Origin of the sequence: Salinivibrio sp. AR647, from assembly GCF_001995415.1 — a bacterium.
In the GTDB taxonomy this organism is placed as follows: Bacteria; Pseudomonadota; Gammaproteobacteria; order Enterobacterales; family Vibrionaceae; genus Salinivibrio; species Salinivibrio costicola.
The window spans coordinates 1-23702 of record NZ_MUFE01000007.1; the positions used below are offsets into that span (position 1 = coordinate 1).

20 protein-coding genes and 3 pseudogenes are annotated in these 23702 nt (G+C 45.2%); 16 read left to right on the forward strand and 7 right to left on the reverse strand.

Annotation, left to right across the window (positions count from 1 at the left end; all coding sequences use genetic code 11):
• From BZG76_RS09705 to BZG76_RS09715, 3 genes and pseudogenes are all read left to right on the forward strand, one after another.
• A pseudogene (locus BZG76_RS09705) lies at window positions 1–467 on the forward strand (ISAs1 family transposase); the annotation flags it as partial.
• Window positions 468–883: 416 nt separating this feature from the next.
• Window positions 884–1975 carry an EpsG family protein gene (locus BZG76_RS09710; protein WP_077461182.1) on the forward strand — a complete coding sequence of 364 codons (1092 nt, stop codon included), beginning with the start codon at window positions 884–886 and terminating at the stop codon, window positions 1973–1975.
• 28 nt (window positions 1976–2003) lie between these two features.
• Window positions 2004–2840: a glycosyltransferase gene (locus tag BZG76_RS09715; protein ID WP_077461183.1), complete on the forward strand. Its 837-nt coding sequence runs from the start codon at window positions 2004–2006 to the stop codon at window positions 2838–2840.
• Between the two features lie 376 nt (window positions 2841–3216).
• Here the strand turns inward: BZG76_RS09715 and BZG76_RS09720 are convergent.
• Window positions 3217–3375 (reverse strand): annotated as a pseudogene (locus BZG76_RS09720) (transposase domain-containing protein); the annotation flags it as partial.
• A gap of 209 nt (window positions 3376–3584) precedes the next feature.
• On the opposite strand from BZG76_RS09720, the gene BZG76_RS09725 reads away from it, so the two are divergent.
• From BZG76_RS09725 to BZG76_RS09745, 5 genes are all read left to right on the forward strand, one after another.
• Complete coding sequence (locus BZG76_RS09725; protein ID WP_443216263.1) at window positions 3585–3731, forward strand: transposase family protein; 147 nt, start codon at window positions 3585–3587, stop codon at window positions 3729–3731.
• Between the two features lie 28 nt (window positions 3732–3759).
• Window positions 3760–4851: an ISAs1 family transposase gene (locus tag BZG76_RS09730; protein WP_077461185.1), complete on the forward strand. Its 1092-nt coding sequence runs from the start codon at window positions 3760–3762 to the stop codon at window positions 4849–4851.
• 138 nt (window positions 4852–4989) lie between these two features.
• Window positions 4990–5856 (forward strand): ATP-grasp fold amidoligase family protein, encoded by an 867-nt coding sequence (locus BZG76_RS09735; protein WP_241824076.1) that lies wholly within the window; start codon window positions 4990–4992, stop codon window positions 5854–5856.
• A gap of 4 nt (window positions 5857–5860) precedes the next feature.
• Window positions 5861–6979 carry a glycosyltransferase family 4 protein gene (locus BZG76_RS09740; protein WP_077461187.1) on the forward strand — a complete coding sequence of 373 codons (1119 nt, stop codon included), beginning with the start codon at window positions 5861–5863 and terminating at the stop codon, window positions 6977–6979.
• Between the two features lie 41 nt (window positions 6980–7020).
• Entirely contained in the window at window positions 7021–8028 is a 1008-nt protein-coding gene (locus BZG76_RS09745) for an NAD-dependent epimerase (RefSeq protein ID WP_077461188.1), read from the forward strand.
• A gap of 77 nt (window positions 8029–8105) precedes the next feature.
• On the opposite strand, the gene wecA is transcribed toward BZG76_RS09745, so the two are convergent.
• The 5 genes from wecA to BZG76_RS09770 all read right to left on the reverse strand — a co-directional run bounded on the left by wecA (window position 8106) and on the right by BZG76_RS09770 (window position 13514).
• Window positions 8106–9191, reverse strand: coding sequence for a UDP-N-acetylglucosamine--undecaprenyl-phosphate N-acetylglucosaminephosphotransferase (gene wecA / locus BZG76_RS09750; protein WP_077461189.1), 1086 nt, complete (start codon window positions 9189–9191; stop codon window positions 8106–8108).
• A 246-nt stretch (window positions 9192–9437) separates the two neighbouring features.
• The gene (locus BZG76_RS09755) at window positions 9438–11612 is read right to left on the reverse strand and encodes a YjbH domain-containing protein (RefSeq protein ID WP_077461190.1); all 2175 of its coding nucleotides are present in this window, start codon (window positions 11610–11612) and stop codon (window positions 9438–9440) included.
• Window positions 11609–12394, reverse strand: coding sequence for a capsule biosynthesis GfcC family protein (locus BZG76_RS09760; protein ID WP_077461191.1), 786 nt, complete (start codon window positions 12392–12394; stop codon window positions 11609–11611). Before BZG76_RS09760 ends, BZG76_RS09755 begins: the two co-directional genes overlap by 4 nt.
• A complete protein-coding gene (locus tag BZG76_RS09765; protein WP_158011335.1) occupies window positions 12394–13074 on the reverse strand; it encodes a YjbF family lipoprotein in 681 nt (226 codons plus the stop codon). The genes BZG76_RS09760 and BZG76_RS09765 overlap by 1 nt, the downstream gene beginning before the upstream one ends.
• A 71-nt stretch (window positions 13075–13145) precedes the next feature.
• The gene (locus BZG76_RS09770; RefSeq protein ID WP_077461193.1) at window positions 13146–13514 is read right to left on the reverse strand and encodes a hypothetical protein; all 369 of its coding nucleotides are present in this window, start codon (window positions 13512–13514) and stop codon (window positions 13146–13148) included.
• A 422-nt stretch (window positions 13515–13936) separates the two neighbouring features.
• On the opposite strand from BZG76_RS09770, the gene BZG76_RS09775 reads away from it, so the two are divergent.
• The 5 genes from BZG76_RS09775 (at window position 13937) to BZG76_RS09795 (ending at window position 19409) form a co-directional block, all read left to right on the forward strand.
• The gene (locus tag BZG76_RS09775; RefSeq protein WP_083733043.1) at window positions 13937–15088 is read left to right on the forward strand and encodes a polysaccharide export protein; all 1152 of its coding nucleotides are present in this window, start codon (window positions 13937–13939) and stop codon (window positions 15086–15088) included.
• A gap of 12 nt (window positions 15089–15100) precedes the next feature.
• Window positions 15101–15535, forward strand: coding sequence for a low molecular weight protein-tyrosine-phosphatase (locus tag BZG76_RS09780; RefSeq protein ID WP_077461194.1), 435 nt, complete (start codon window positions 15101–15103; stop codon window positions 15533–15535).
• A 70-nt stretch (window positions 15536–15605) separates the two neighbouring features.
• Window positions 15606–17762, forward strand: a complete 2157-nt coding sequence (locus BZG76_RS09785) for a polysaccharide biosynthesis tyrosine autokinase (RefSeq protein ID WP_077461195.1) — start codon at window positions 15606–15608, stop codon at window positions 17760–17762.
• A gap of 131 nt (window positions 17763–17893) precedes the next feature.
• On the forward strand, window positions 17894–18769 hold the full coding sequence (gene galU, locus BZG76_RS09790) for a UTP--glucose-1-phosphate uridylyltransferase GalU (RefSeq protein WP_077461196.1): 876 nt from the start codon (window positions 17894–17896) through the stop codon (window positions 18767–18769).
• A gap of 415 nt (window positions 18770–19184) precedes the next feature.
• Complete coding sequence (locus tag BZG76_RS09795; protein WP_077461197.1) at window positions 19185–19409, forward strand: hypothetical protein; 225 nt, start codon at window positions 19185–19187, stop codon at window positions 19407–19409.
• Window positions 19410–19610: 201 nt separating this feature from the next.
• Here the strand turns inward: BZG76_RS09795 and BZG76_RS09800 are convergent, their stop codons facing one another.
• A complete protein-coding gene (locus BZG76_RS09800; protein WP_077461198.1) occupies window positions 19611–20705 on the reverse strand; it encodes a YdcF family protein in 1095 nt (364 codons plus the stop codon).
• 413 nt (window positions 20706–21118) lie between these two features.
• Here BZG76_RS09800 and BZG76_RS09805 point away from each other — a divergent pair.
• The 3 genes and pseudogenes from BZG76_RS09805 to BZG76_RS09815 form a co-directional block, all read left to right on the forward strand.
• A pseudogene (locus BZG76_RS09805) lies at window positions 21119–21526 on the forward strand (substrate-binding domain-containing protein); the annotation flags it as partial.
• A gap of 86 nt (window positions 21527–21612) precedes the next feature.
• On the forward strand, window positions 21613–22542 hold the full coding sequence (gene rbsK / locus BZG76_RS09810) for a ribokinase (RefSeq protein ID WP_077461199.1): 930 nt from the start codon (window positions 21613–21615) through the stop codon (window positions 22540–22542).
• 34 nt (window positions 22543–22576) lie between these two features.
• Entirely contained in the window at window positions 22577–23581 is a 1005-nt protein-coding gene (locus BZG76_RS09815) for a substrate-binding domain-containing protein (RefSeq protein WP_077461200.1), read from the forward strand.
• Window positions 23582–23702: the final 121 nt, after the last annotated feature.

Consider the following 23702-nt stretch of genomic DNA (forward strand, 5'->3'; position numbering starts at 1 on the left):
GTGATAGCTACTCATCACAAGAGAAATCGCATGGACGTTTAGAAACACGATGTGCACTCATCAATACCGATTTAAGTGTATTAGGTGATTTGGCTTATGATTGGCCTGAACTAAAAACGATGGGCATCATGGTGAGTGTTCGACAAGAAGGCAAACACGCCGACGAATCCGATATTTCTTTGCGCTATTATGTAAGTTCAAAAGCACTGACAGCGAAAGAGCTTCATGATGCCACTCGCTCGCACTGGTTAATTGAATCAATGCACTGGTAGCTCGATGTTGGATTAAAAGAAGATGCATGTCGAATTAGGGTAGATGACCGAGCTGAAGTTTTTGCACGAATAAGGCAAATGGTTTTGAATTTATTAAAGCAAGAGAAGAGTTTCAAAGCCGGCTTTCAACGCAAGCGAATGATGTGCGCGATGGACCAAGAGTACTTAGCGACCGTGCTGGGAAGCCTTTCATGACGCGGATGTTCATGCGTTTTCCGTGAACGCATGAAAATTCGCGGCATGCCCGGGGTGGCGACTTAATGACTAATCTGTCACTTAAGGCTAAAAACCGTGCGCCATGCCATATTTATTAATTAAAGTAAGTGAAAATAAGGGTTCGATTTGTTGATCATTTACAGTGCTATTAAATAGTATCCTAACGTTTATGACATTAAGATGAAAAAAGGTAAATGTTGCTTTTCCAATTTCTCCATGTCTTTTACCCGGACTCACTAGGTTTTAAGTTTTCTATTTTTATATCTTTTTCTTTAATGATCTTCTAATTACTCACTGGTTAACTTAATAGAAAATGGAGAGCTATGCTTTAATTTTTTTGAATCATCGGTAGGCTGCTGTTAAACATGTTGAGTTTATATTTATCTTAGGTTATTATGCAAGTTTTAGTGATTTTTTATATTGTTTTAGGGCTTTTTGCATCTCTTTCTTATGTTAAAAATGTTGACGGGTACTTTTCAAACCTTCCGGTTAAGAAATGTATTTCTATTTGTTTTTTATTATTCTTTGTCTTGTTTGTTTCATCTAGATCGCCCCAACACCCTGGAGATACAGAAGTTTATTTAAGGTTGTTTGACTATTTGTCGAAATTTGATCTTTTTAATATTCCAGATAATTTTAGAGTAGAGAGTGGGTTTCTATTACTCACTCATATTATTAGTAGAATATCTTCTAGCCACAGTGTATACATGTTGGTAATCGCTCTAACGCAAGTTGTATTGTGGTACTTTTGTTTTAATATTTGGGTGGCAAGACGTAATGTTTTAATTGCTGTAGTTATCTTTTGCTCTTTATTTACATCTTATAATTTAGGTGGAAATGTTCTAAGGCAAGGTATAGCCTTACCTATTGCAATTATATCGTTAAAGTTATTGTTGGAGCGAAAGGTATATGCTGGTCTTTTATTATTGCTATTTGCAAGTTTTTTTCATAAGTCTGTTTTTATTATACTGGCATGTTGGATTGTGAGTATAGAAAGGCTGGAGGTTAAATTTTATTTCCTTACATTCGGTATAATTACTGTTTTATCGTTAACTGGTTTGTTTAATAATATAGCTTCTTACATTGCATTAGATTCATCTTCATACTCTCATTTGATTAGAGAAGGCCCAATGGAGAGTTATAAAATAGGGTTTAGGATTGACTTTTGGCTACTGAGCTGTGTTCCTCTTTTTCTCTATTTTTTATTGAAGGTTAATGAGCGAGTGAAGTTTTCAAATGTTATTAAAGTATATCTCACGTTATTTTCAGTTTTTATTATAGCTTTTGAGATTCCATACTCCGATAGAGTTGGGATTTATTTGTGGTCAATGATAGCTATATTGGTCCCTCTTTTTATAGGTTCGTATCAGTTTAAAATTTTTAATTCTGAATTTTTTACGATATTTCTGTCAATTGTTCTTGGTTTTTTGTTTTTTCAGTATTATCCGGTTATGAACATGAGTTTTTATTTTAATGAGATAATTTGATTTTTACTTGCAGTGGCGTATACACCCTATGATTAAAAATAATATACCATTAGTTAGTGTTGTTATAACAACATATAATAGGTTAGAGCTTTTGGAGAGAGCGATTGACTCTGTACTTAAACAAGACTACCCACACCTTGAAATTATAGTTAGTGATGACTGTTCTGACGTTGATGTTATGGCGCTTGTTGAGAGAAAAAAGAAGTATACTTCAATCCCAATTCATTACCGTAGAAACGACTCTAACCAAGGAGCTTGTTACTCAAGAAATGAAGGAATAAAAATGTCCTCAGGTTTTTTTGTGGCAGGTCTTGACGATGATGATGAGTTTACTTCAGATAGAATTTCTTATCTTGTTAGTCATTACAATCCTAAATATTCTCTAGTGACATCGAACACTTTGGTCGTTTCAAAACAAGGTATAAAATCTCTTTTTTCTAAAAAAAATAAACGAGAAGTCTATTACAAGGATTTTTTATGGGAAAACATGATTGGAACACAAGTGTTAACTGAGCGGAGTCGTTTCTTAGATATTGGTGGTTTTGATACCAACCTTACGTCCGCTCAGGATGCTGATATGTGGATAAGGTTAATAAAGGAATATGGACCCGCTCTTCGTTTGGGTCAAGAGAAATATATTTTACATACTGAGCATGAAGAGAACAGAATTTCTGTTTCTGAAAATAAGCTAAAGGGTCTTAGTGATTTTCACAAAAAGCATTCATGTAACATGTCAAACTCACAGATAAAGTACTCCCGTTTTAAATATCAAAGGTGGTCAAACAATCTAACTTTTCTTGATCTCCTCAGATTAGACTTCAATTGTTTGATTTTTGTTTTTAAGAAAAAACTAAAGCTCTTATAGGTGATGCTAAAGTTTGTTATCAAGTTATTGGTGATTAGATTGTGTTTTTAGTTGATTTAAATGATGAGAAAAAAGAACTTAGTAGTGCTGAAGCCCCTCGGTATCAGGATAGTTTTCCAGATATTGAATTGCCCTAAGATCTAGAAAAGGAGGGCTAATGGAGGACACTATGCCGAGATGTTAAGAAGAAAGAAAAGCGGCCATCCTCAAGAAACTGTTGCCGCCGAATAATAAAGCTGTCTCGGAAATTGCAGCCGAAAAACACATCAGCGAGGCGCTGTTGGTCAAATCATTCACCTAACGCTCTGATCCCAATGGGATTGCTCCCATCAAATCAACTACTAATAGGGTAAGCGGTTAATAAACCGGTGAACGCCTACTCGACATCACTGAGATCCACGCACCATGGCATCAGATCTGACATATCGTCCGATGGCGACCGCTTGGGTAATTCAGCGAACAGGTGCCGGAAGTAATAATAGGGATTGATGTCATTGGCACGGCATGTCACCACCAAGCTATACAGATTAGCACTCCAGGGAAAACGCATGAAGATCCGCGCCACGCCTGGGCTGGCAACTTAATGACTAAGTTGCCACTTACGACTGGAAACCGTGCGTTATGCCCTATTTATTAATTAAAATAAGTGAAAAAAAAGGATCAATTTGTTGATCATTTCCAGTGCGATTTAATGGTCTTCTAACGTTTAGGAGATTAAAAATGACAGAAGATAAAAGTCCATTTATGCATTTCGTTTCCATTGGAGACATTCGCCAAGAAGGTAAAGTTGAACATACGCTATCAGATATTATTTTGATAATGATTTGTGCGGTGTTGTCTGGTCATGATATCTGGAAAGGTATTAGTGATTATGGACNCAGTGCGATTTAATGGTCTTCTAACGTTTAGGAGATTAAAAATGACAGAAGATAAAAGTCCATTTATGCATTTCGTTTCCATTGGAGACATTCGCCAAGAAGGTAAAGTTGAACATACGCTATCAGATATTATTTTGATAAYGATTTGTGCGGTGTTGTCTGGTCATGATATCTGGAAAGGTATTAGTGATTATGGACGTAAGCAGCGTGATTTTTTATTACGCTTTGGCTTCTCAAGTAAAACATCAYCCTCGGCAGATACGATTGCAAGAGTGATGGGAGCCATCAGTACAAAAGCATTACAAAAAATCCTCATAGAATGGATGAAATCGTGTCATGAATTAACGGATGGTGAAGTAGTTGCCATTGATGGAAAAACACTGAGGGGTTCATATAACCGAGCAACAGACCAAGCTGSGATTCATATGGTTAATGCGTTCKCAACCGCAAATGGTGTATGCCTCGGACAGTCAAAAGTAAATAGTAAAACCAATGAGATCACTGAAATACCTAAGTTGCTGGAATTGCCCGACATTTCTGGATGTTTAATTACTATAGATTCCATGGGTTGTCAGCGAAAAATCGCACAGAAAATCATTAATAAAAATGCCGATTATTTGCTCGCTGTTAAAGGAAACCAAGGTAAGTTAGACAAAGCGYTTGATAAYTATTACCGGCCTTCAATGCTTCAAAACTTTGATGGTGATAGCTACTCATCACAAGAGAAATCGCATGGACGTTTAGAAACACGATGTGCACTCATCAATACCGATTTAAGTGTATTAGGTGATTTGGCTTATGATTGGCCTGAACTAAAAACGATGGGCATCATGGTGAGTGTTCGACAAGAAGGCAAACACGCCGACGAATCCGATATTTCTGTGCGCTATTATATAAGTTCAAAAGCACTGACAGCGAAAGCGCTTCATGATGCCACTCGCTCGCACTGGTTAATTGAATCAATGCACTGGCAGCTCGATGTTGGATTAAAAGAAGATGCATGTCAAATTCGAGTGGACGACCGAGCGGAAGTCTTTGCACGAATAAGACAAATGGTTTTAAACTTATTAAAGCAAGAGAAGAGTTTCAAAGCCGGCATTCAACGCAAGCGAATGATGTGTGCGATGGACTAGGAGTACTTGGCGATCGTGCTGGGAAGTTTTTCATGACGCGGATGTTCATGCGTTTCCCGTGGAAAATCTGCTCAGCTACCTTGAAACTTGCCGTTTTGAGTAGTTTAAGAGTTCATTTTTGAAGAAGAGAAAGCTAGTTTGAATATAATTAGAGACATAATACGTTTTATATTCGGTGCAGAAAATTACACTAGAATAAGATTTTTCCTCACACACCATTACTTTATTAATCGTGTTTCTCCCCAAACGTTTTCTGAAAAAATAATATCAAGAAAGCTTGACGATGATCCTAAAAAATACTCCTTATTTGTTGATAAGTATACTGTTAGGGAATATGTTGAAAGAAAAATAGGAAAAGAGCACTTAATTCCGCTTATCAAAGTAAAAAATTTTTTAGAGTTAACTGACTTTGATGACTTGCCCGATGAGTTTGTTCTGAAAACATCTAACGGTGGTGGCGGTAAAAATGTTCTCGTAGTAGAAGATAAGAATAAATTAGATTTCCACAAGGTGTGTTCTGATTTTAACCGGTATTTAAATATTAAAATGGGAGATATTGTTGACGAGCATTTTTATGATATTGAGCCGGCTTCAATAATTGTTGAAAAAATGATTAAGAACTCAGATGATACGCCACCTTTTGATTATAAAATTCATGTATTTGAAACTTACGAGGAGCCTGTAGCATTTATTCAGGTGGATAAAGACAGATTTAGCGAACATAAGCGTACTATATATAACGAAGATCTTACAGTAGCTGACTTTAAAATACAGCCAAAGTATGCTGATGTAGAAGATGACTTTGTTTTCCCTGATAACATATATGAACTTATAAGACTGGCAAAAGTACTAGCGAAAGGATTTGGCTATGTACGTGTCGATATGTACAGTGTTGACAATCATATTTATTTCGGCGAAATGACATTTTGCCATGGCAGTGGTTGGGAGAAAATTAAGCCCAGCGAATTTGACTGTAAACTAGGAAAACTTTGGATTAATAAATAAGAATATGTCAACAATTGCTATTACATCAAACACCAGTTGGTACCTCTACAATTTTCGAAAAAGCACTATTAAAGCGTTGATCAATAGAGGATATCAAGTCTACGCAATTGCACCCAAAGATAGGTACTCAGTAAAGCTCGAAGCGCTAGGTGCACAGTATGTGCCGATTGATATTGATCAGGGAGGGACGAATCCGATCAAGGATTTGAAAACCTTTGCTGGGTTCTTATCAATCTACAGAAATGTACGCCCCGACGTTGTATTGAACTTTACGCCAAAAAATAATATTTATAGCACAGTAGCTGCAAAGATTTTCGGTGGGAAGTCGGTAAATAATATTGCTGGCCTTGGGGCTATCTTTATCAATCAAGGTGTGTCAGCAACGATTGCAAAATGGCTATATAAATTTAGCCAACGCTTTGCGGATACAATTTTTTTCCAAAATGAAGATGACAAAGCGTTGTTTTTAGATAATCACCTAGCAAACCCATCGAGCACGGATCGGTTGCCGGGGTCAGGTGTGGATTTATCACGGTTTTCTGATCGCCCCAGCGATGATGACGGCAAGGTGCGGTTTTTAGTCGTAGCAAGAATGTTGTATGACAAGGGGATTGGTCATTATGTTGAAGCGGCCCGAAAGCTAAAAGCAGAATACGGTGATAGTGTAGAGTGCCGTTTGCTTGGATTTGTAGGGGTTAATAACCCAACAGCGGTAAGTAAAGAAGAGATGCAACAATGGGTCGACGAAGGTGTCGTTACTTATTTAGGTGTCTCCGACAAAGTCGAGGATGAGATGGCAGAGGTTGATTGTGTGGTACTGCCTTCTTTTTACCGTGAGGGAGTTCCGAAATCCTTACTAGAAGCGGGCGCGATGGGTAAGCCGATTATCACAACGGATAATGTGGGATGCCGCGAAACCGTTGACCATTCGGTCAATGGATATCTTTGTGAACCGAAAAGCACAGAAAGCCTCTATGCTGCGATGAAAGAAATGATTGAAGTAGGCCACTCGAAACGATTGATAATGGGACAGGCAAGTCGCGAAAAAATGCAAAGCACATTCGATGAAAAGATCATTATAAACAAATATATGGACGCAGTAGAAAGCGCACTAAAAGCCTAATAGCGTCAGTTAATTGGTTAGACAAACATAAGGAATTGACAATGAAATATCTTGTCACGGGTGCGGCTGGGTTTATCGGTAGCGCGACAGCAGAAAAGCTTTTGGCCGCTGGTCATCATGTTATTGGCGTAGATAGCCTGAATGACTATTACGATGTATCGTTAAAGCATGCGCGCCTAGCCCGTATYGAGCACCCAAATTTTACCTTCGAACAACTCGACATTGCCGACCGCGAAAAAATGGCAGCGTTGTTCGAGACGCATCAATTTGACCGCGTGATTCATCTGGCTGCGCAAGCAGGCGTGCGTTATTCGATTGAAAATCCCCGTGCGTATGCGGATGCCAACTTAGTGGGGCATTTGAACGTGTTAGAAGGCTGTCGTCAAACGAAGGTCAAACATCTCATTTACGCCTCGTCGAGCTCAGTTTATGGTCTAAATGCCAAGGTACCGTTTGAAACCTCGGACTCGGTAGACCATCCTGTTTCGTTGTATGCGGCTACGAAAAAGTCGAATGAGCTTATGTCCCATAGCTACTCGCACTTGTACGATATCCCGACTACAGGGCTTCGCTTCTTTACAGTATACGGCGCATGGGGTCGACCAGACATGGCGCCGTTTATTTTTATCGATAAGATTTTAAAAGGTGAAACCATTGATATTAATAACAATGGTGATATGTGGCGCGACTTCACTCACGTAGACGATATTGTTGAAGGCATGGTGCGTATTGCGGATGTTATTCCATCACGCAACAATGATTGGACCGTTGAAGCAGGCACGCCAGCTTCTAGCTCTGCGCCTTATGCCGTCTATAATATCGGTCATGGCTCACCGGTGAATTTAATGGAATTTGTTCAATGCATTGAGCGTACACTTGGTATTGAGGCGAAAAAGAACTTCCGTGAAATGCAGCCTGGTGATGTGTATCAAACTTACGCGGATACACAAGATTTATTTAAAGCGACAGGATATAAACCACAAGTCTCGCTCGAGCAGGGTGTGGCGGAGTTGGCGCAATGGTACAAGGCATTTTATCACGCAAAGTAGTTTGCAACGCCATCGATTACTAGCCATAAAAAAACCTGCTTTTTAGCAGGTTTTTTTATGGATTTTATTCGGGAGAGTTAACCATTAAGCGCATGTTCATGCTTATGTTGTTTTCTAAACGAACGCACGAAACGGGTAATACGCCAAACATAACTGAGCAGGGCAGCATAGAGTGCAAAGCAAAGTAAAAAGCTAATAAACATGATGCTTTCACTGATTTCAGCTAACTCGCCGTAAATACCAAAACCTGCAAACAGCGCCGCGAAGCTGCAGATAACCAACAAGGTTTGTTTAGAGCTTAGGCCTAAGCGTTGGAAAATATGATGTAGATGCTCGCGATCGGGCTTAAAGGGAGAGTGTCCGCGACGGATGCGACGGATCATAATAGCCGCCATATCCATGAGCGGAATCGCGATAAGCCACAAGCAAGTCACAGGGCGAATAGAAGCTTGCTGACCCGTTTGACTGGATAGCAGTAGGAACCACACCACGGTAAAACCGATCACCATACTGCCCGCATCGCCCATAAACACTTTGCGCTTACGCCCTAGCAGACCTAAGTTGAACAGTATGTAGGGGGCCATAATAACGATGATTGCGGTTGCTAAGTAGGCAAGATCATAGTGATTAACCGTGGTCATCATAAAGGCGACGCCGGCAAACGTAACAATGGATAAACCGCCTAATAGCCCATCAATGCCATCTACCATGTTAAAGGCATTAATCGCACCAATCACCGCGAAAATGGTAATAATGTAACCAGCAATACCCAAATCTATATTGCCTGTTCCTAATATATTGCCAATGGTACTTAACTCAATATTACCCACTTCAATCATTGCGATGGAGAGCAGCCCCTGGACAAGAAATCTGATTTTGTAGCTAATATCAAATCTGTCATCAAGAGCACCAATCGCAACCAGCACTAGAATACTAAGGCTGTATAAGTCTGTATGTGGGATCAGATCGGCGTTGTACCACATAAAGTACAATAATGATAAGCTTATCGATAATCCGCCGACGAGCGGTACAGCCCCTTGATGTAATTTCCTTGCATTGGGTTTGTCGACCAATCCAACGCGCTTTCCAATTGGGCGCATAATAAACAATATGCACGCCGACAATCCAAAGAGTATAGCCAACTCCGTTGTAGAAAAAGACACGGTTTTTCTCCCTATATAATTATCCGTCAATGATACCTGAATCACATAATGATATAAAGTTAGACAACATGTCTGAGCTTTTTTTATCCAGTTTTTGTTGGTTATTTAATCTAATTTTGCAGTGATGTCTCAGGTGTCATGAATAATGTAACAAGTGTCTCAATCATGATATTTTAATGATAAAAAAATAAATAAGCCCGCTAGACGCGGGCTTATTTATTGGACCAGGTTTTATTGGATAAGGCTTTATTGGATAGGACGCGACTGCCACGGTGAACGTGGATCGGTCAGTTCATAAAGTGGGTATTTGCGCCCCAATTGTTGTCCGCCATCGCGTTGCAGTGGCATCCACGAAATATTCGCGCGTTGGGTGCTCGGTTTAACCGAGAGTAAATCAAACGGAATCGAGATATAAAACCCTTTGGTAAAACTCCCTTCGCCAAACTCTTCGGCCGATAGATCGGTTTTGGTGGCAAATACACCGGCAATAATGCCGCTGTCAAATTGCTTAGAGGCATCAAGAGTGACACCTACATCATCGGTTAAATAACGCCCAGCGCTGATCTTTGCCAAGGTGCCGTCAAACAGCCCGAGTGGCTCTTGCCAATATAGGGTGGCGTGGCCAGTGGCTGTGCCGGTTTGTACTCGATAGCTTTGTTGATCTGCCTGACTATATTGCTGCTCTTGCTCAAATAAGCCAAACACACTGCCCGGCCGACGCTGTTTGACATAGTTGATATCGACACCAAGCGCAAAGGGACTATCGAACGGGCGATAGAGCACTTCGCCACCCACGCCGGCAAACATGTCTTCTAAATAGCCGCCGTACGCTTGGGTATACCAATGGTCACTGAAACGATCCATGTAAGTGAGCTGAAGATTGGTGACGCGAAATGTCTCGTCTAAATATTGGCGTGTGAGCGTACGGACACGTTTTAAATCGGTGCCATCGGATGGAACGGTGTAGTTAAACTTGTCGTAGTTATCGGTGATATTGGCATAAATGGCGCCCGAGGCGAGCCAGTGGTCGTTCATGCGCCACTCCGCCTGGCCAGTGAGGCCTAATGCATAGAGATAAAAGTCTTCCGACCCCCCAATGGATTGACGCAGCTTGGGTGCGAACCCTGCATTGAAGGTATCTAACTGATCACTGACTTGTGGCCCACTGGCAAACGTGTGGCCTGCCGACACGGTGCCAGATGCATCGTCAATGCTTGCCCCTAAATAATCATGACGGGCGACTTGCGTATACCGCTCGGCGTCGATCACGGTCTCTGTGAGGGCTTGACGTTGATTGGTTTCAATCACGTGATACCGTTTGGCATCAATACCGGTGTTGGCAATTAACCGGGCCGCTCTATCGTGCGCGGTAGTACGGTCCCGGTATTTTGTTTGTTCACCGGTCACGGTAACTTGCTCACCGTTATAATACACGCGGTTATCTTGATAGCCTGCGTTCGCAGCAAGCTGTTTACTCAGTTGTTGCCATTGGCTATCACTGAGAGTGTGAGTTGTATCTGCCGGTTGGTAAACAGCAATGGGATCATCTAACCAAAAAGGGTCGGCGTGATTAAAATTGTTGGCCAGTGTGATCCCGGCAGTAAAGGTGTTGCCACGCTCGTAACTTAAACGTACATCCGCCCACTGTGTGAGTTGATAAACCACACCAAGGTTCCAAGGGCTGTCGCTCGCTAACGGCGTGCCGGCCCGGCTGGTTGGAAAGTCGGAGCGATAGTCGTTGCCATCATATTCGAGTTTGAGTGATAGCGGGGCCCAGGGAGTCTGATAGGCCACACCGCCAAATAGCGACACGCAGCCAGAGAACATACGTTCAAGGTCAACGTTACCTCCGTTTCCTTTATAGCCGGTGTTGCGATCGCAGTCGCTCCCTTGGCTTTTATCACCGCGCAGATTGGCACGGTTACCTAAATAGCCCCAACCGACCCCTAAGGTAAAATCAAACGGCCCGGCCCGTTTAGAGCCGGCAATGTATTCGCCATCAAACAATCCGGTGCCACCGATATCGCGCACACCAACCGACAACGCCGGTAACCAATAGCTTTCTTCAAGCAGTTTTAGCTTGGCATCGATGCTTTTATCGGTGTAGCTGTTGTCATCACTAAAATCTGGGTTTTGGCTATACAAAACATCATAGACTTGGGTATAGCGTACCGTGGTTTCTAGCCATGGGAACAGCTGCAAGGAGGCATGATAGTGAATGTAATCGTCATTATGCGTCACACCAACACTGAATTCCCCCTCGGGGGCATGACGCGCGGAGGGCATTTGCATTAAGCCGACGCCTCCAAAGTCCATTTGTGAGGTGTGTAAAGCCGGATAAGAGAAATCATCTGCCTGTGACGGCGAAGCGCTGACCGTAGATATCACAATGGCAGAACAGGTTAATACAGCACGTTTCATTCCGGAAGCCTGTTGCTAAGGTAGTCGAGAACAAGTTGATTGGCGTTGCCGGTATCAGGGTATGAGGCTAACGCTTTGGCGGGAAGCGGCAGATAAACCACGGCGCCCGGGGCAATATTTTGATGTGAGCGGTTCCAATAGGCGATCGCGTGTTTTTCAATCGCGCCATCGGGTTGAACGACCCACGCGTAAGAGTGCCCGCGTGTTGAGGCCGTGGCCTCGTCTAAGTAATCATTCGCGCTTTGACGCGTTGACCACGCATAGCGTCCGGGAGTGTCGATATCACCCAGCACCCAAACATGGGTTGGGCGAGTGGGGAGCACCAGTTGCCACTGGCCGTCAATGCGCGGATTCTTGCTTTTATCCACACGTAACAAATCAGGGTCTAGCCGGACTTTGGCACGGCGTGCCACGGTAAACTGCTGAAGCTGATGGGTTAAACGTTGCCAGCGACGTTTAATCGGGTTCGCGTGTATCGCCGCTTGGTTTTCCGTCGCTGCCAGCGCTCGGGGGGCCAATCGGCTCGGGAGCGTGATGTCATAAAGGCCCGCGCCGAGCCAGTATACGCGATCGATCGTCGCGTTGGTGGCCGTTAAAGCCTCTGATACCGCTTGGCTTAATCGCGGCGGTTGTGCGTAGTCTTGGGTATGCCCGTCGACGGTCACCTGATGTTTTAGCATGGCGGCATGTAACGGTGCCGCGCTAATCAAGGTGGCTATTAACAGCGCCCCGGTTGCCAAGCGACAATACGAGAGAGAGGTGGTTAGCTGGGTGGTTTTCATCACAAATCTCCCTGAAACGGCTTAAGAAAGTCGATGGTGATGGAGGCCATGTCAGGTGCCGGTGTTTGTTCGGTTTTAAGCAATCGCCCGGAATCAAGATCAAACCAATAGCGGTTGGTCCATTGGCGTTCAATGGTGCTAACGGTGACGGTTTCGATAAACAGTGCCGCGTTGTGTGTCTGCTCGTTGATTGTGATTGTTTGTTGGCCTTGACGCTTAAACTGACTGTTTGCTTGATAACCGATGTGATAACCGGGCATAAAATCGAGTTGGAACTGCCACTGCTGAGGCGTGGTGGCGTTCATTAACCCTAATGCCAGCGGGTCGGGGGTATCACTGTGAATGGCAACCAGATTGGTGCCAGGCAATGTCAGTGTTTTGGTAATGCGCCCGGCGGTGGTGGCGATGACTTCTTGATCGGCAGAGAGCCATTTTAACGTGGGGGCCGTGGTTGCATTTGGCTCGGCAAACGCCAACACTAAAAACCCTCTCGGGCCTTCTCCTAAGCGCGCATAAATACTGGCATAGGGTAGCGCGTTGATGTCTGAGCGGCTGTAGGTTGCGTCAGGAAAGCCTTGATAAAGCATGCTGTAGGTGTCAGCAAGGTTGCTGGCTTTTTGGCTACACCCGAGTAGGAACGCAGGCAGTATCAGAGAAAGGGCGAGTCGAGAAAATGTCATGATGCTCGGTACGTCGTAGAATAAGAAAAAAACAACCGCCACCCAGGGCGGTTGTTTTGGGTTAGCCAGCATTAACCGCCAGTGGTTACTGTGCCCGTTGCCGTTGTGCCTGTGTTGCCATCATCACTGGCTGCGGCCACGGCAGTGCCAACCGTTACGGCCGCGGCGGTACCTGCTGCGATTGCACCAATACCTAGGCCACCAAAGGCGGCTGAACCGGCACCGGCTGCACCGGCTGCACCCGCTGCGCCGCCTGCGGCTGCGGTGCTTGCGCCCGCACTGGCTGCACCTGTGCTCGCGGTACCCGCGCTTGCAGACGCGGCTGTGCCTGAGGTAGCGCCACCGGTACTGCTTCCTGCTGCGGTGCCAGCAGACTCGCCTGCTGCCATTGCGCCGGCAGCGAACAGCATAGCGATAAGGCCTGTTGCTACTTTTTTCATTACACTCTCCATGGATAGTTTTATTTAAAACTGTCTATATAAACAATGTCAGCTTAATGCTCACTTAGTGTTCACTAAGTCGGGTCTATTTAAGCAGACACGCTTTTAACCTACCGATTTCATCGCGGTTTGTAAATGTATCACACTTGTTGGGCGCTATTGTGCCAGAAAGATCTGAGTGTTACAGCCTTTTGTTGGTAAATTTATGCGTTTTACATCGATTGAGTAGGGGGTTTATTTCACGTCTTGATGTCTGTATTATCCGCAGGCTATTACTGTACTGGCTTTGAGTGCGTCCAATTTTTTGTCGGCGATTTAGCTTGATAAAAAGTCACAAAGGTTGGGTGTGTTTGTGGATCGTCAGTCACGCATCGATTGCTTTACCGTTCAGCGGAATTTACAACAAAAACCAGGATGATGTTGTGTTAAAACCTTTTTGTTTTGTCGCTATGAGCACGCTTGCTCTGGCCGGGTGTACAATGCCGGGATCTCACTTTGATCCAAGCGATAAAAATATCGTGGGCCAGCCTGCAGGTGATCTCTCGCAGCAGGTCAATATTCACCCGCTCACTCCCTCTTATATTAAACAGTTAAACCGTCAGCGTGGGCGAACCTTGGCGCAGGTGAATCCTGAACTCGATCAGAAAATACAAAACTACGAGTATCGCATCGGTCCGGGGGATGTGCTTAACGTTACTATCTGGGATCACCCTGAACTGACCATTCCGGCGGGATCGTACCGCAGCTCTGCTGAAGCCGGCAACTGGGTGCACAATGACGGCACCATTTTTTATCCTTACATTGGCCAAGTGTATGTTGCGGGTAAAACGGTACAAGAAGTGCGTGATGATATTGCTAAGCGCCTCGCCACGTATATTGAAAAGCCCCAAGTTGATGTCAATGTCGCCGCCTTTCGCTCGCAAAAATCGTATATTACGGGTGAAGTGAAAAAGCCGGGTTATCAGCCGATCACCAATATTCCTACCACTATTTTAGATGCGGTGAATCACGCCGGCGGGATCACTGAGTTTGCCGATTGGCGCAATGTGACCTTAACCAAGCGCGGCGAAGAACAAAGCATGTCGTTGTACGCGCTGATGCAAAAGGGCGATTTAACCCAAAATCGTTTGTTGCAGGATGGCGATATTCTTCATGTGCCCCGCAATGATGGCCAAAAAGTGTTTGTGTTGGGGGAAGTGAATGATCCCAAAATGCTGAAAATCGATCGCGTGGGCATGAGTTTAACCGAAGCGTTGAGCTCGGTCGGGGGCATTGATGAGCTAGAAGCTGACGCAACCGGGGTGTTTGTGATTCGCAGCACCGCTAAACAGGTGCCGGACAGCCCACGTTATGAAAAATCCGAACCTGTCGCGGATGTTTATCAGTTAAATGTGCAAGACGCTACCGCACTTGCTGTGGGGACGGAGTTTGATCTGCAACCGTACGATGTGGTGTATGTGACGGCCGCGCCGATTGCTCGTTGGAACCGTGTTGTGCGTTCATTGTTGCCAACCATTTCTGGCTTTAATGAGTTAACTGAAGGTGCCCTTCGAATTGAAACGTGGCCACGATAATGGGTAACGCCTATGTTTGATAATATTTTGGTTGTTTGTGTTGGCAATATCTGTCGCTCCCCAACGGGTGAGCGGCTGCTACGCGCGGCATTACCCGATAAAAATATTGCGTCAGCCGGTATCGGTGCCTTGGTGGGGAAACCAGCGAATGAGCGTGCGTTGCGTGTGGCCGCGGATCATGGTGTTGATTTATCGGGCCATGAGGCGCGCCAGCTGACTGCATCGATGTGCCGTGATCATGATTTGATCTTGGTGATGGAAGCGGGGCACAAAGATGAAGTATGCCGCATTGCGCCCGAAGCTCGCGGGAAAACCATGCTATTTGGCCATTATTTGTCGGCACATAAAGAGATTCCCGACCCTTATCGTCAAAGCGATGAGGCGTTTGAACATGCGTATGATTTAATCGCACAAGCCGCAGAAAAATGGTGCAGTGTATTGCGATAAACGGGCCCGTGGTATCTAGCCATGGTCATCATTGGACAGTGAGAGCCTGATTGGACCCAAGAGTAGAATAATGACCCAACAAACACATAGTACGTCATCGGTGAGTAACGATGACGAGATTGATCTGAGTAAATTGCTTGGCCATTTAGTTGATGGTAAGTGGTGGATTATTGGTTTTACAGCGTTATTTGCTGCCATGGGTGTTGCCTTTGCGTTATTAGCAACACCGATTTATAAAGCGGATGCACTTATCCAGGTTGAGCAAAAAGAGGGCGGAATGTCCTCGTTACTTGGCGAAGGGGCGAGTGATCTGTTTGCCAGTGACAGCTCGGCTAGCACCGAAATAGAGCTGATCCGCTCGCGGATGGTGTTAGGCAAAACCGTGGATAAATATAACTTAACCACAGTGGCTGAGCCGAATTATTTTCCTATGGTTGGGAAAGGATTGGCGCGTTTAACCGGTAACCAAAACAGCATTGCGATTAGCCGTTTTGAGATCCCAGAGGGCTATGACAGCCAGCCGTTTCGTTTGAACGTGGATGCCGATGGACAGTATTCGCTGTTTAACAGTGACGATGTGCGTGTGCTTCAAGGCCAAGTAGGCAAAGCGGCTATGGATGATGGTTTTCATCTTTTTGTTGCTGACCTCAAGGCGGACAAAGGCGACACGTTTACGTTGTCAAAAATCAGCCGCTTACGTGCGATTAGAGCGATGCAAGATGGACTCTCGGTCAGTGAGCGCGGCAAGCAAACCGGTATTCTGTCGCTTTCTTACCAAGGTGAGGACAAAGCCCGTATCGAGAAGGTGCTGAGCGACATTGCCCAAAACTACTTCATGCAGAATGTGAAACGTGATGCCGCTGAAGCAGAAAAGAGCTTGGCGTTTTTACAAGGGCATTTGCCGGGCGTGAAAGCAGAGTTGACCACGGCGGAGAATAAGCTGAATAAATTTCGCCAAGAAAACGATTCGGTTGATTTATCGATGGAAGCGAAAGCCTCGCTCGATACTATGCTCTCGGTTGAAAAACAGCTTAACGAGCTGACGTTTAAAGAAAGTGAATTGGCGCAGAAATTTACTAAAGAGCACCCGGCCTATCTTTCGTTGCTAGATAAACGAAAAACCTTGCTCGGTGAGAAAAAGCGTGTTGAAGCTCAAACGCAAAAACTGCCCAAAACACAGCGCGAAGTGTTGCGCTTAAGGCGCGATGTTGAGGTGAATCAGGCGATTTATGTGCAGCTTTTAAACAAGGTCCAAGAGCTGAATATTATGAAAGCCAGTACCGTGGGTAACGTGCGTATCATCGATGATGCGCAAACCTATGAGTCGCCTGTTAAGCCGAAAAAGCCGTTGATCGCAGTGATCGCAACGCTACTTGGCGGCATGATCGGGGTTGGTGTTGTGCTATTGAAGGCGGCATTTAACCGTGGCGTTGAAAACCCAGATGATATTGAGGCGATCGGTTTACCTGTGTATGCCAGTATCCCGCTTTCATCGATGCAGCAAGATATTGAGAAAAAACGCCAGAAGAAAGAAATCCGAACGGCAAGCGAGAGTTTATTGGCGTCGGTTAATCCAGCGGATCTGTCAATTGAAGCGCTTCGTGGACTGCGTACTAGTTTGCACTTTGCGATGATGGAGTCCGCCAATAATGTATTGATGTTCTCAGGACCCAGCCCTGGTATTGGTAAGTCGTTTGTGTCTGCGAATATGGCTGGCGTATTGGCAAAAAGTGGCCAGCGAGTGCTAGTCATCGATTCAGATATGCGAAAGGGCTTTTTGCACCACCAATTTAGTTTGAAAGCGGATCAGGGCCTCTCTGATTGCTTGGCAGGGAAATCTGAGCGTGAGGCGGTGATTCATCATCAGGTGTTGGAGAATTTAGATGTATTAACGCGTGGCCAGGTGCCGCCGAATCCCTCTGAATTATTAATGCATCCGCGGTTTAAAGCGTTACTGGAGTGGGCAAGCGAACAATACGACATTGTTATTATTGATACGCCACCTATTTTAGCCGTGACCGATGCCGCCATTGTGGGGGCACACGCGGGCACAACCTTGCTAGTAGGCCGCTTTGGTGAAAACCCTGTGAAAGAAATCGAGGTCACTAAACAACGGTTTGAACAAGCCGGCGTTAATGTAAAAGGCTTTGTCCTCAATGGCGTGGTGCGTAAAGCCTCAAGCACGTATGGCGGTAACTATGGTTACTATAATTACAGCTATCAATAGTGGCGTTGCGGGATAACTCGAAGCGCTAAGTAAAGGCATAAAGGGCAATGTGAGAACACGTTGCCCTTTTTTACACATTGTCAGCTATTCATCTTTATATAAAAAACAACGTTAGAATGCTAGGAGAGATCATGATTAAGCACTGCTTATTCCCTGCCGCCGGCTATGGCACCCGTTTTTTGCCCGCGACGAAATCCATGCCAAAAGAAATGATGCCCATTGTTAATAAACCATTGATTGAGTACGGCGTGGATGAAGCCATTCAAGCTGGCGTAAAACATATGGGTATTGTGACGGGTCGGGGTAAGCATGCCTTGATGGATCATTTTGATAAAAACTATGAGCTTGAGCATCAAATTAGCGGGACCCAAAAAGAAGCCTTGCTGACTGAAGTGCGATCTTTGATCAATGCGGCGTCATTTACTTATATTCGCCAGAATGAAATGAAGGGGTTGGGGCACGCCATTTTAACCGGTAAGCAACTCATTGGTGATAACCCTTTTGCCGTCGTGCTTGCTGATGACCTCTGCTTGAATTTGAGCGGCGACACTGTGTTAAAACAAATGGTTGATCTCTATAACCACTATCGCTGTTCCATTGTCGCTGTACAACGTGTACCGGAAGAAGAAACCCATAAATATGGTGTGATCAGTGGTTGTCAATTGGAGTCTGGATTATTCCGTGTGGACAATATGGTTGAAAAACCCGCCCCGGAAGATGCACCAAGCAATATGGCGATCATTGGCCGTTATATTCTCACGCCCGATATTTTTGATATTTTGGAGAATACGCAGCCAGGCAAAGGTGGTGAGATCCAAATCACGGATGCGTTGCTTGAACAAGCCCAACGTGGCTGCGTATTAGCCTATGAATTTGAAGGTGAGCGATTCGACTGTGGTTCGGTTGAAGGCTACATTGAAGCCACAAATTATGCGTATCAGCATGTTTACCTTGGCAATCCAACTAAAAGTGCCGAGCAAAAGCAAGAGACGCCTGTCCCCGCATAACGTCGACCTCTGCCTATCAACTTCCGTGGCGCCACAATGGCGCCCTTTTTTTGTCTTTTTTACCAGGACAGGCACTTTTCTTTATGAGGACAGGCACTTTAGCTCTATGATCGCATTGGTACCAGTTTACCAGGACAGGCACTTGGTCTCTTGATTTCTTTATGGGGACAGGCACTTTAGCTCTGTGATCGCATTGGCGTCCATCACACAAATCCCTGTATTATGTCAACAACAATGCATTATGCCGCCTGGGTGTCTGTCACGAGCGGGGGTAATATTTGGCTTTAATGTCGGATGGCGTTAGTTGCACTACGCGCGGTATACATTGTAATAATTATTGGCATTGTGCTGGGGCTTATGCCGACCTAGGCTTGATTTTAACGAAGCGGTTCCCGGTATTTTAAGGAGACAACCCATGGCTAATCATGACACAGAAAAGACGATACCTGAGCGTGAGCAACGGCGGTTTGCCGTATCTGCCAATCGGGACAAAGGCAGTCATCGGATTCGTTATGTGGAGGCAGGCGGTGCTTCGGTGGATAATGAAGAGTGCACATTTTGCCAGGCGGTACCGGGTTTGAGTGATCAGCCGGAGAATGACGAAAAGGCGGAAGAAAAGTCTAAAGGGCCGAGCTCCTAGCATAGTGGGCCTTAGGGGCTCTATCCGTATTTCTCTATCGGGACAGGCACTTTAGGCTTGATGGTGTCTCTGGGGCACGTATAGTATTTAAAAGCATAGCTAATTGATGTTTGTTTTTATCACTTAAATGCCGCCTACCTAATGGTAAGCGGCATTGCTGATCAGTTACTGATACCTTAGAAAAAACGGGCGATATTGCGTCTACCGCGCTATGAGTGGTTTTGAACGATAACTCCACATGCCGTAAGTACGGAGCGCATCTCTATATATGCCGAGAAGCTCATTGGTACTAGCCTTTTGCAATTGATCTAGCGGTTTATCAGGATAGGCAACGGTATCAAAAGTAATTCCTTGGGGGCCAGTTTTCCAACTTGCCACTTCAAATAGGGTTTGCCCTCTTCGAACGTGGCTCGCAGAGCTTATAATGGTAGCGTGGTCTATATTGTGTCGTGCGAGTGCATAGCGACTATACAATGCATTATCGACTGTGCTTGTTGCATAGTTTTCTTCAATAATTCTGTCCTGTTCAATCCCACGCTCAACTAGCCAATTTGCCATGAGGCGACCTTCAGTTTGATGGTTTTTCGGTACACCACCAGTTAAAACGATGACTGAATCTTGATACTTGTTAGCCATCTCTAATGTCGCTTCGAGACGCTTTATTAAAATTTCATGCATCGTACCATCTGGGTTTAGTGCGTAACCCAATGTAACGATTGCTGTATTACCATCGTAATGCTTATCAGATTTATCTTTTAATGGTGTAGCCACAATGCGATCAATCGTACTGAAAATGCGTTTTAGGTCGTCATGCCTAGCTGAACTTAGATCAGCAATAGCTTTCATGTGATTATTCGAAGCCGTTTCGTTCCCCTCAAATCTCTGCCATACCGCAAGATAAGAATGAATGTCCACATCATCGGGTGCCACTGTTAGCCCTTGTTCGAACAATGCTATCGCCCGCTCGACGTTTTTATTATAGATTTGAGCATTAGCTGCTGAAATCAACAAATCAGTCCGATATGGCTCAAGTTCGTATGCCTCGAGTAGCCTATTTGTGACTATTTCCATATTACTTGGCATTTTGGCAGTAAAGCCTGCATGAGATATACGAGACGGTGATTTAAAGGCTATTAGAGCATCCTCAAGCAACTGATCCACGACTTGTCGCTTACTAATAAATTGGCTGTAGTCGACATTAGATTGCACTGTTGGCTCATTGGCAGCCAATGAACCGGATGAAGCAGAGAGTGCAATAAGCCCACTCAACGCGACAGCAATCATTTTTTTATTCATGGTACTACTCCTAACTACGGCTTTTGTTTTTTTGTATAGTAAATTTACCTAGAAAAATAAAAGTGATACCTCTCATGTTTTTGTTTTTAGATATCTATAAATCATAATATATGTAACACGCATCACATTATTAGGGCGTTTTGCTCATCATTTAATCTGTTTTAAAATCTTTTTTTATTGATTGTATTAAGGTGTTCTCAGTGCTCTCCAGTGTCAGGTCAGTTAGTCAGTCAGTTAGTTAGTTTTAGTTAGAGTGTAGTTAGTGGGACAGACACTTTAGTAGGTAGTTAGTGGGACAGACACTTTTATTTGTTTTCAATTATAAATTAAAAACAATGCGTTACATATAAATCGGGCTAAAGAATGAAAGCGCTGGCTGCCTTGATTGCCAGTTTGTCATGGGTAAAGTCGGTGAACGGGGTGAAGGCTTTATGGATGCGATTGAAGGTACGGATGTAGAGTTACTGGCCAGTCAGCCAGCGGATTTTGACCGCACCAAAGGTCTGAATGTGATGGAGAACTTGCTTGCTGCGTATCCAGAGGTGCAGGCGGTGTTTGCACAAAACGATGAAATGGCGTTTGGCGCGTTGCGTGCGGTGCAGGCATCAGGCAAAGATGTCACTATTGTGGGCTTTGATGGCACTAAAGATGGCATTGCCGCAGTAGAACGTGGCCACTTGGCAGCGACTATCGCTCAGCAGCCGGGTATGATTGGTGAGCTCGGTGTTGAAACGGCGGATAAAGTGCTGAAAGGCGAATCAGTCGACAGCTATATTCCGGTACCGCTTAAAGTGATCAGTCAAGAAACGATCGCTGAATAAGGGTCGCACGGGAAAATACAATAATAAGCACCGTCTGGCCGAGTGTGTTGGACGGTGCGCGATTGATTGAACGGTAAGGAAGGGTAATGAGTCCATTAGTTGTGCTCGGCAGTGTTAATGCCGATCATGTTTTACGCGTCTCCAGTTTTCCGCGTCCCGGAGAGACATTACACGGTCGAGATTATGCGGTGATTGCGGGTGGCAAAGGCGCAAATCAAGCGGTGGCGGCGGTGCGTTGCGGTGCGGATGTCGCCTTTATTGCCAGTGTGGGGGACGATGCCTTTGGCCAGCAGATTCGTCAGTGTTATGCGCAAGAGGGGATGGATGTCAGTGCGATGAAGGTACAGGCGAATACGCCGACCGGGATTGCGATGATTCAAGTCACTGATCAAGGTGAGAACAGTATCGCGTTATCGGCGGAGGCCAATGCGGCGCTGACAGCGGAGGCCATTACCGCCGATCTCGATAAAATAGCCCAAGCCGGTTACTTGTTGATGCAGTTAGAAACGCCGATGTGCGGCATTGAGAAAGCGGCTTTTCATGCCAAAGCGTCAAATACCCAAGTGGTGCTTAATCCGGCCCCTGCGGCTTCTTTGAGCGATGCGCTTTTGGCGGCGGTCGACATTATCACGCCGAATGAAACAGAAGCACAAAGTCTGACGGGTATTGCGGTGACAGATTCTGAGAGTGCGCAAGCGGCATCAAATGTGCTGCACCAAAAAGGGATTGAGACGGTGCTGATCACTATGGGTAAACAGGGCGTGTGGCTGAGTGACAAAGCGCGAAAGGAAGAGAGATTAATCCCGGGTTTTGTTGTCGATGCTGTGGATACCACCGCCGCTGGCGATACCTTTAATGGCGCACTCGTCACTGGATTGATAGAGGGACAGACACTTGATCAGGCGATTCGGTTTGCGCATGCCGCGGCCGCTTTATCCGTCACTCAGCGTGGCGCACAAACGTCGATTCCCTCGCGCGTGGATATCGATGCGTTTTTAGCCCATCAAGATGCCTAATCTTCATTTCAACCTTGGTAGCGGAGTGCGATAAATGGCGACCATGAAAGATATAGCCAAACGGGCGGGCGTGTCGACGTCGACGGTCAGTCATGTGATTAACAACACCCGCTATGTCAGTGAGACGATTGCTGAGAAGGTTAACCAAGCTGCGAAAGAGCTAAACTACTATGCTCCCTCGGCATTGGCGCGCAGTTTAAAAGTCAATCGTACTAAAACGTTTGGCATGCTGGTGACAACCTCTACCAACCCGTTTTTTGGTGAAGTGGTAAAAGGCGTCGAGCGCAGTTGTTACCACAATGGCTACAGTTTGATTCTGTGCAACACGGAAGGTGATGCTGAACGCATGCGTGCCTCGATTGATACGCTGCTGCAAAAGCGGGTCGATGGCTTGATTTTGATGTGCTCCACCATGGAAGGGGAGCGGATTGAAGGCTTTGATCGTTATCCGGATATTCCTGTGGTGGTGATGGATTGGGGACCGATCGATTTTACCTGCGATAAAATCCAAGACAATTCCTATCAAGGCGGCTATTTAGCGACCCAGCACTTAATTGATTGTGGTCACCGCCAGATTGGCTGCATCAGTGGGCCTCTTGTTAGGTATCAAGCGCAAATGCGTTTTCAAGGCTTTAAAGATGCACTGCGCGATGCTGGACTTACTGAAAATCCACATTGGATGGTGGAAGCGGACTTTGAGTGTGAAGGCGGCTATCAAGGTTTGCAGGCGATTGCTGAGTGTGGATCCTCACCCACCGCTATTTTTGCAGGCAATGACATGATGGCGATGGGCGCGATCAATGCTGCTAACGCGCTAGGGATTTGCGTACCCGATGATCTCTCTATTATTGGATATGATGATATTCACTTGTCTAAATTTATCTCGCCTTCCCTGACTACCATTCACCAGCCCAAATATCGTCTCGGTCAAGCAGCGGTCGAAACGCTTCTTAGTAAACTTGATGCCCCTAATAGTGAAAGTCAAACGGTGCAGCTCGAGCCAACGCTGGTGGTGCGCGAGAGCGTGAAGCGGGTTTAGCTACCGGGGGGTAGCTACCGGGGACAGGCACTTTAGCTACCAGGGCTATCGAGGACAGACACTTTACGACAACTAACGGGACAGGCACTTTTATGATTGCTCTAGCGGGCTGAGGGGGAAG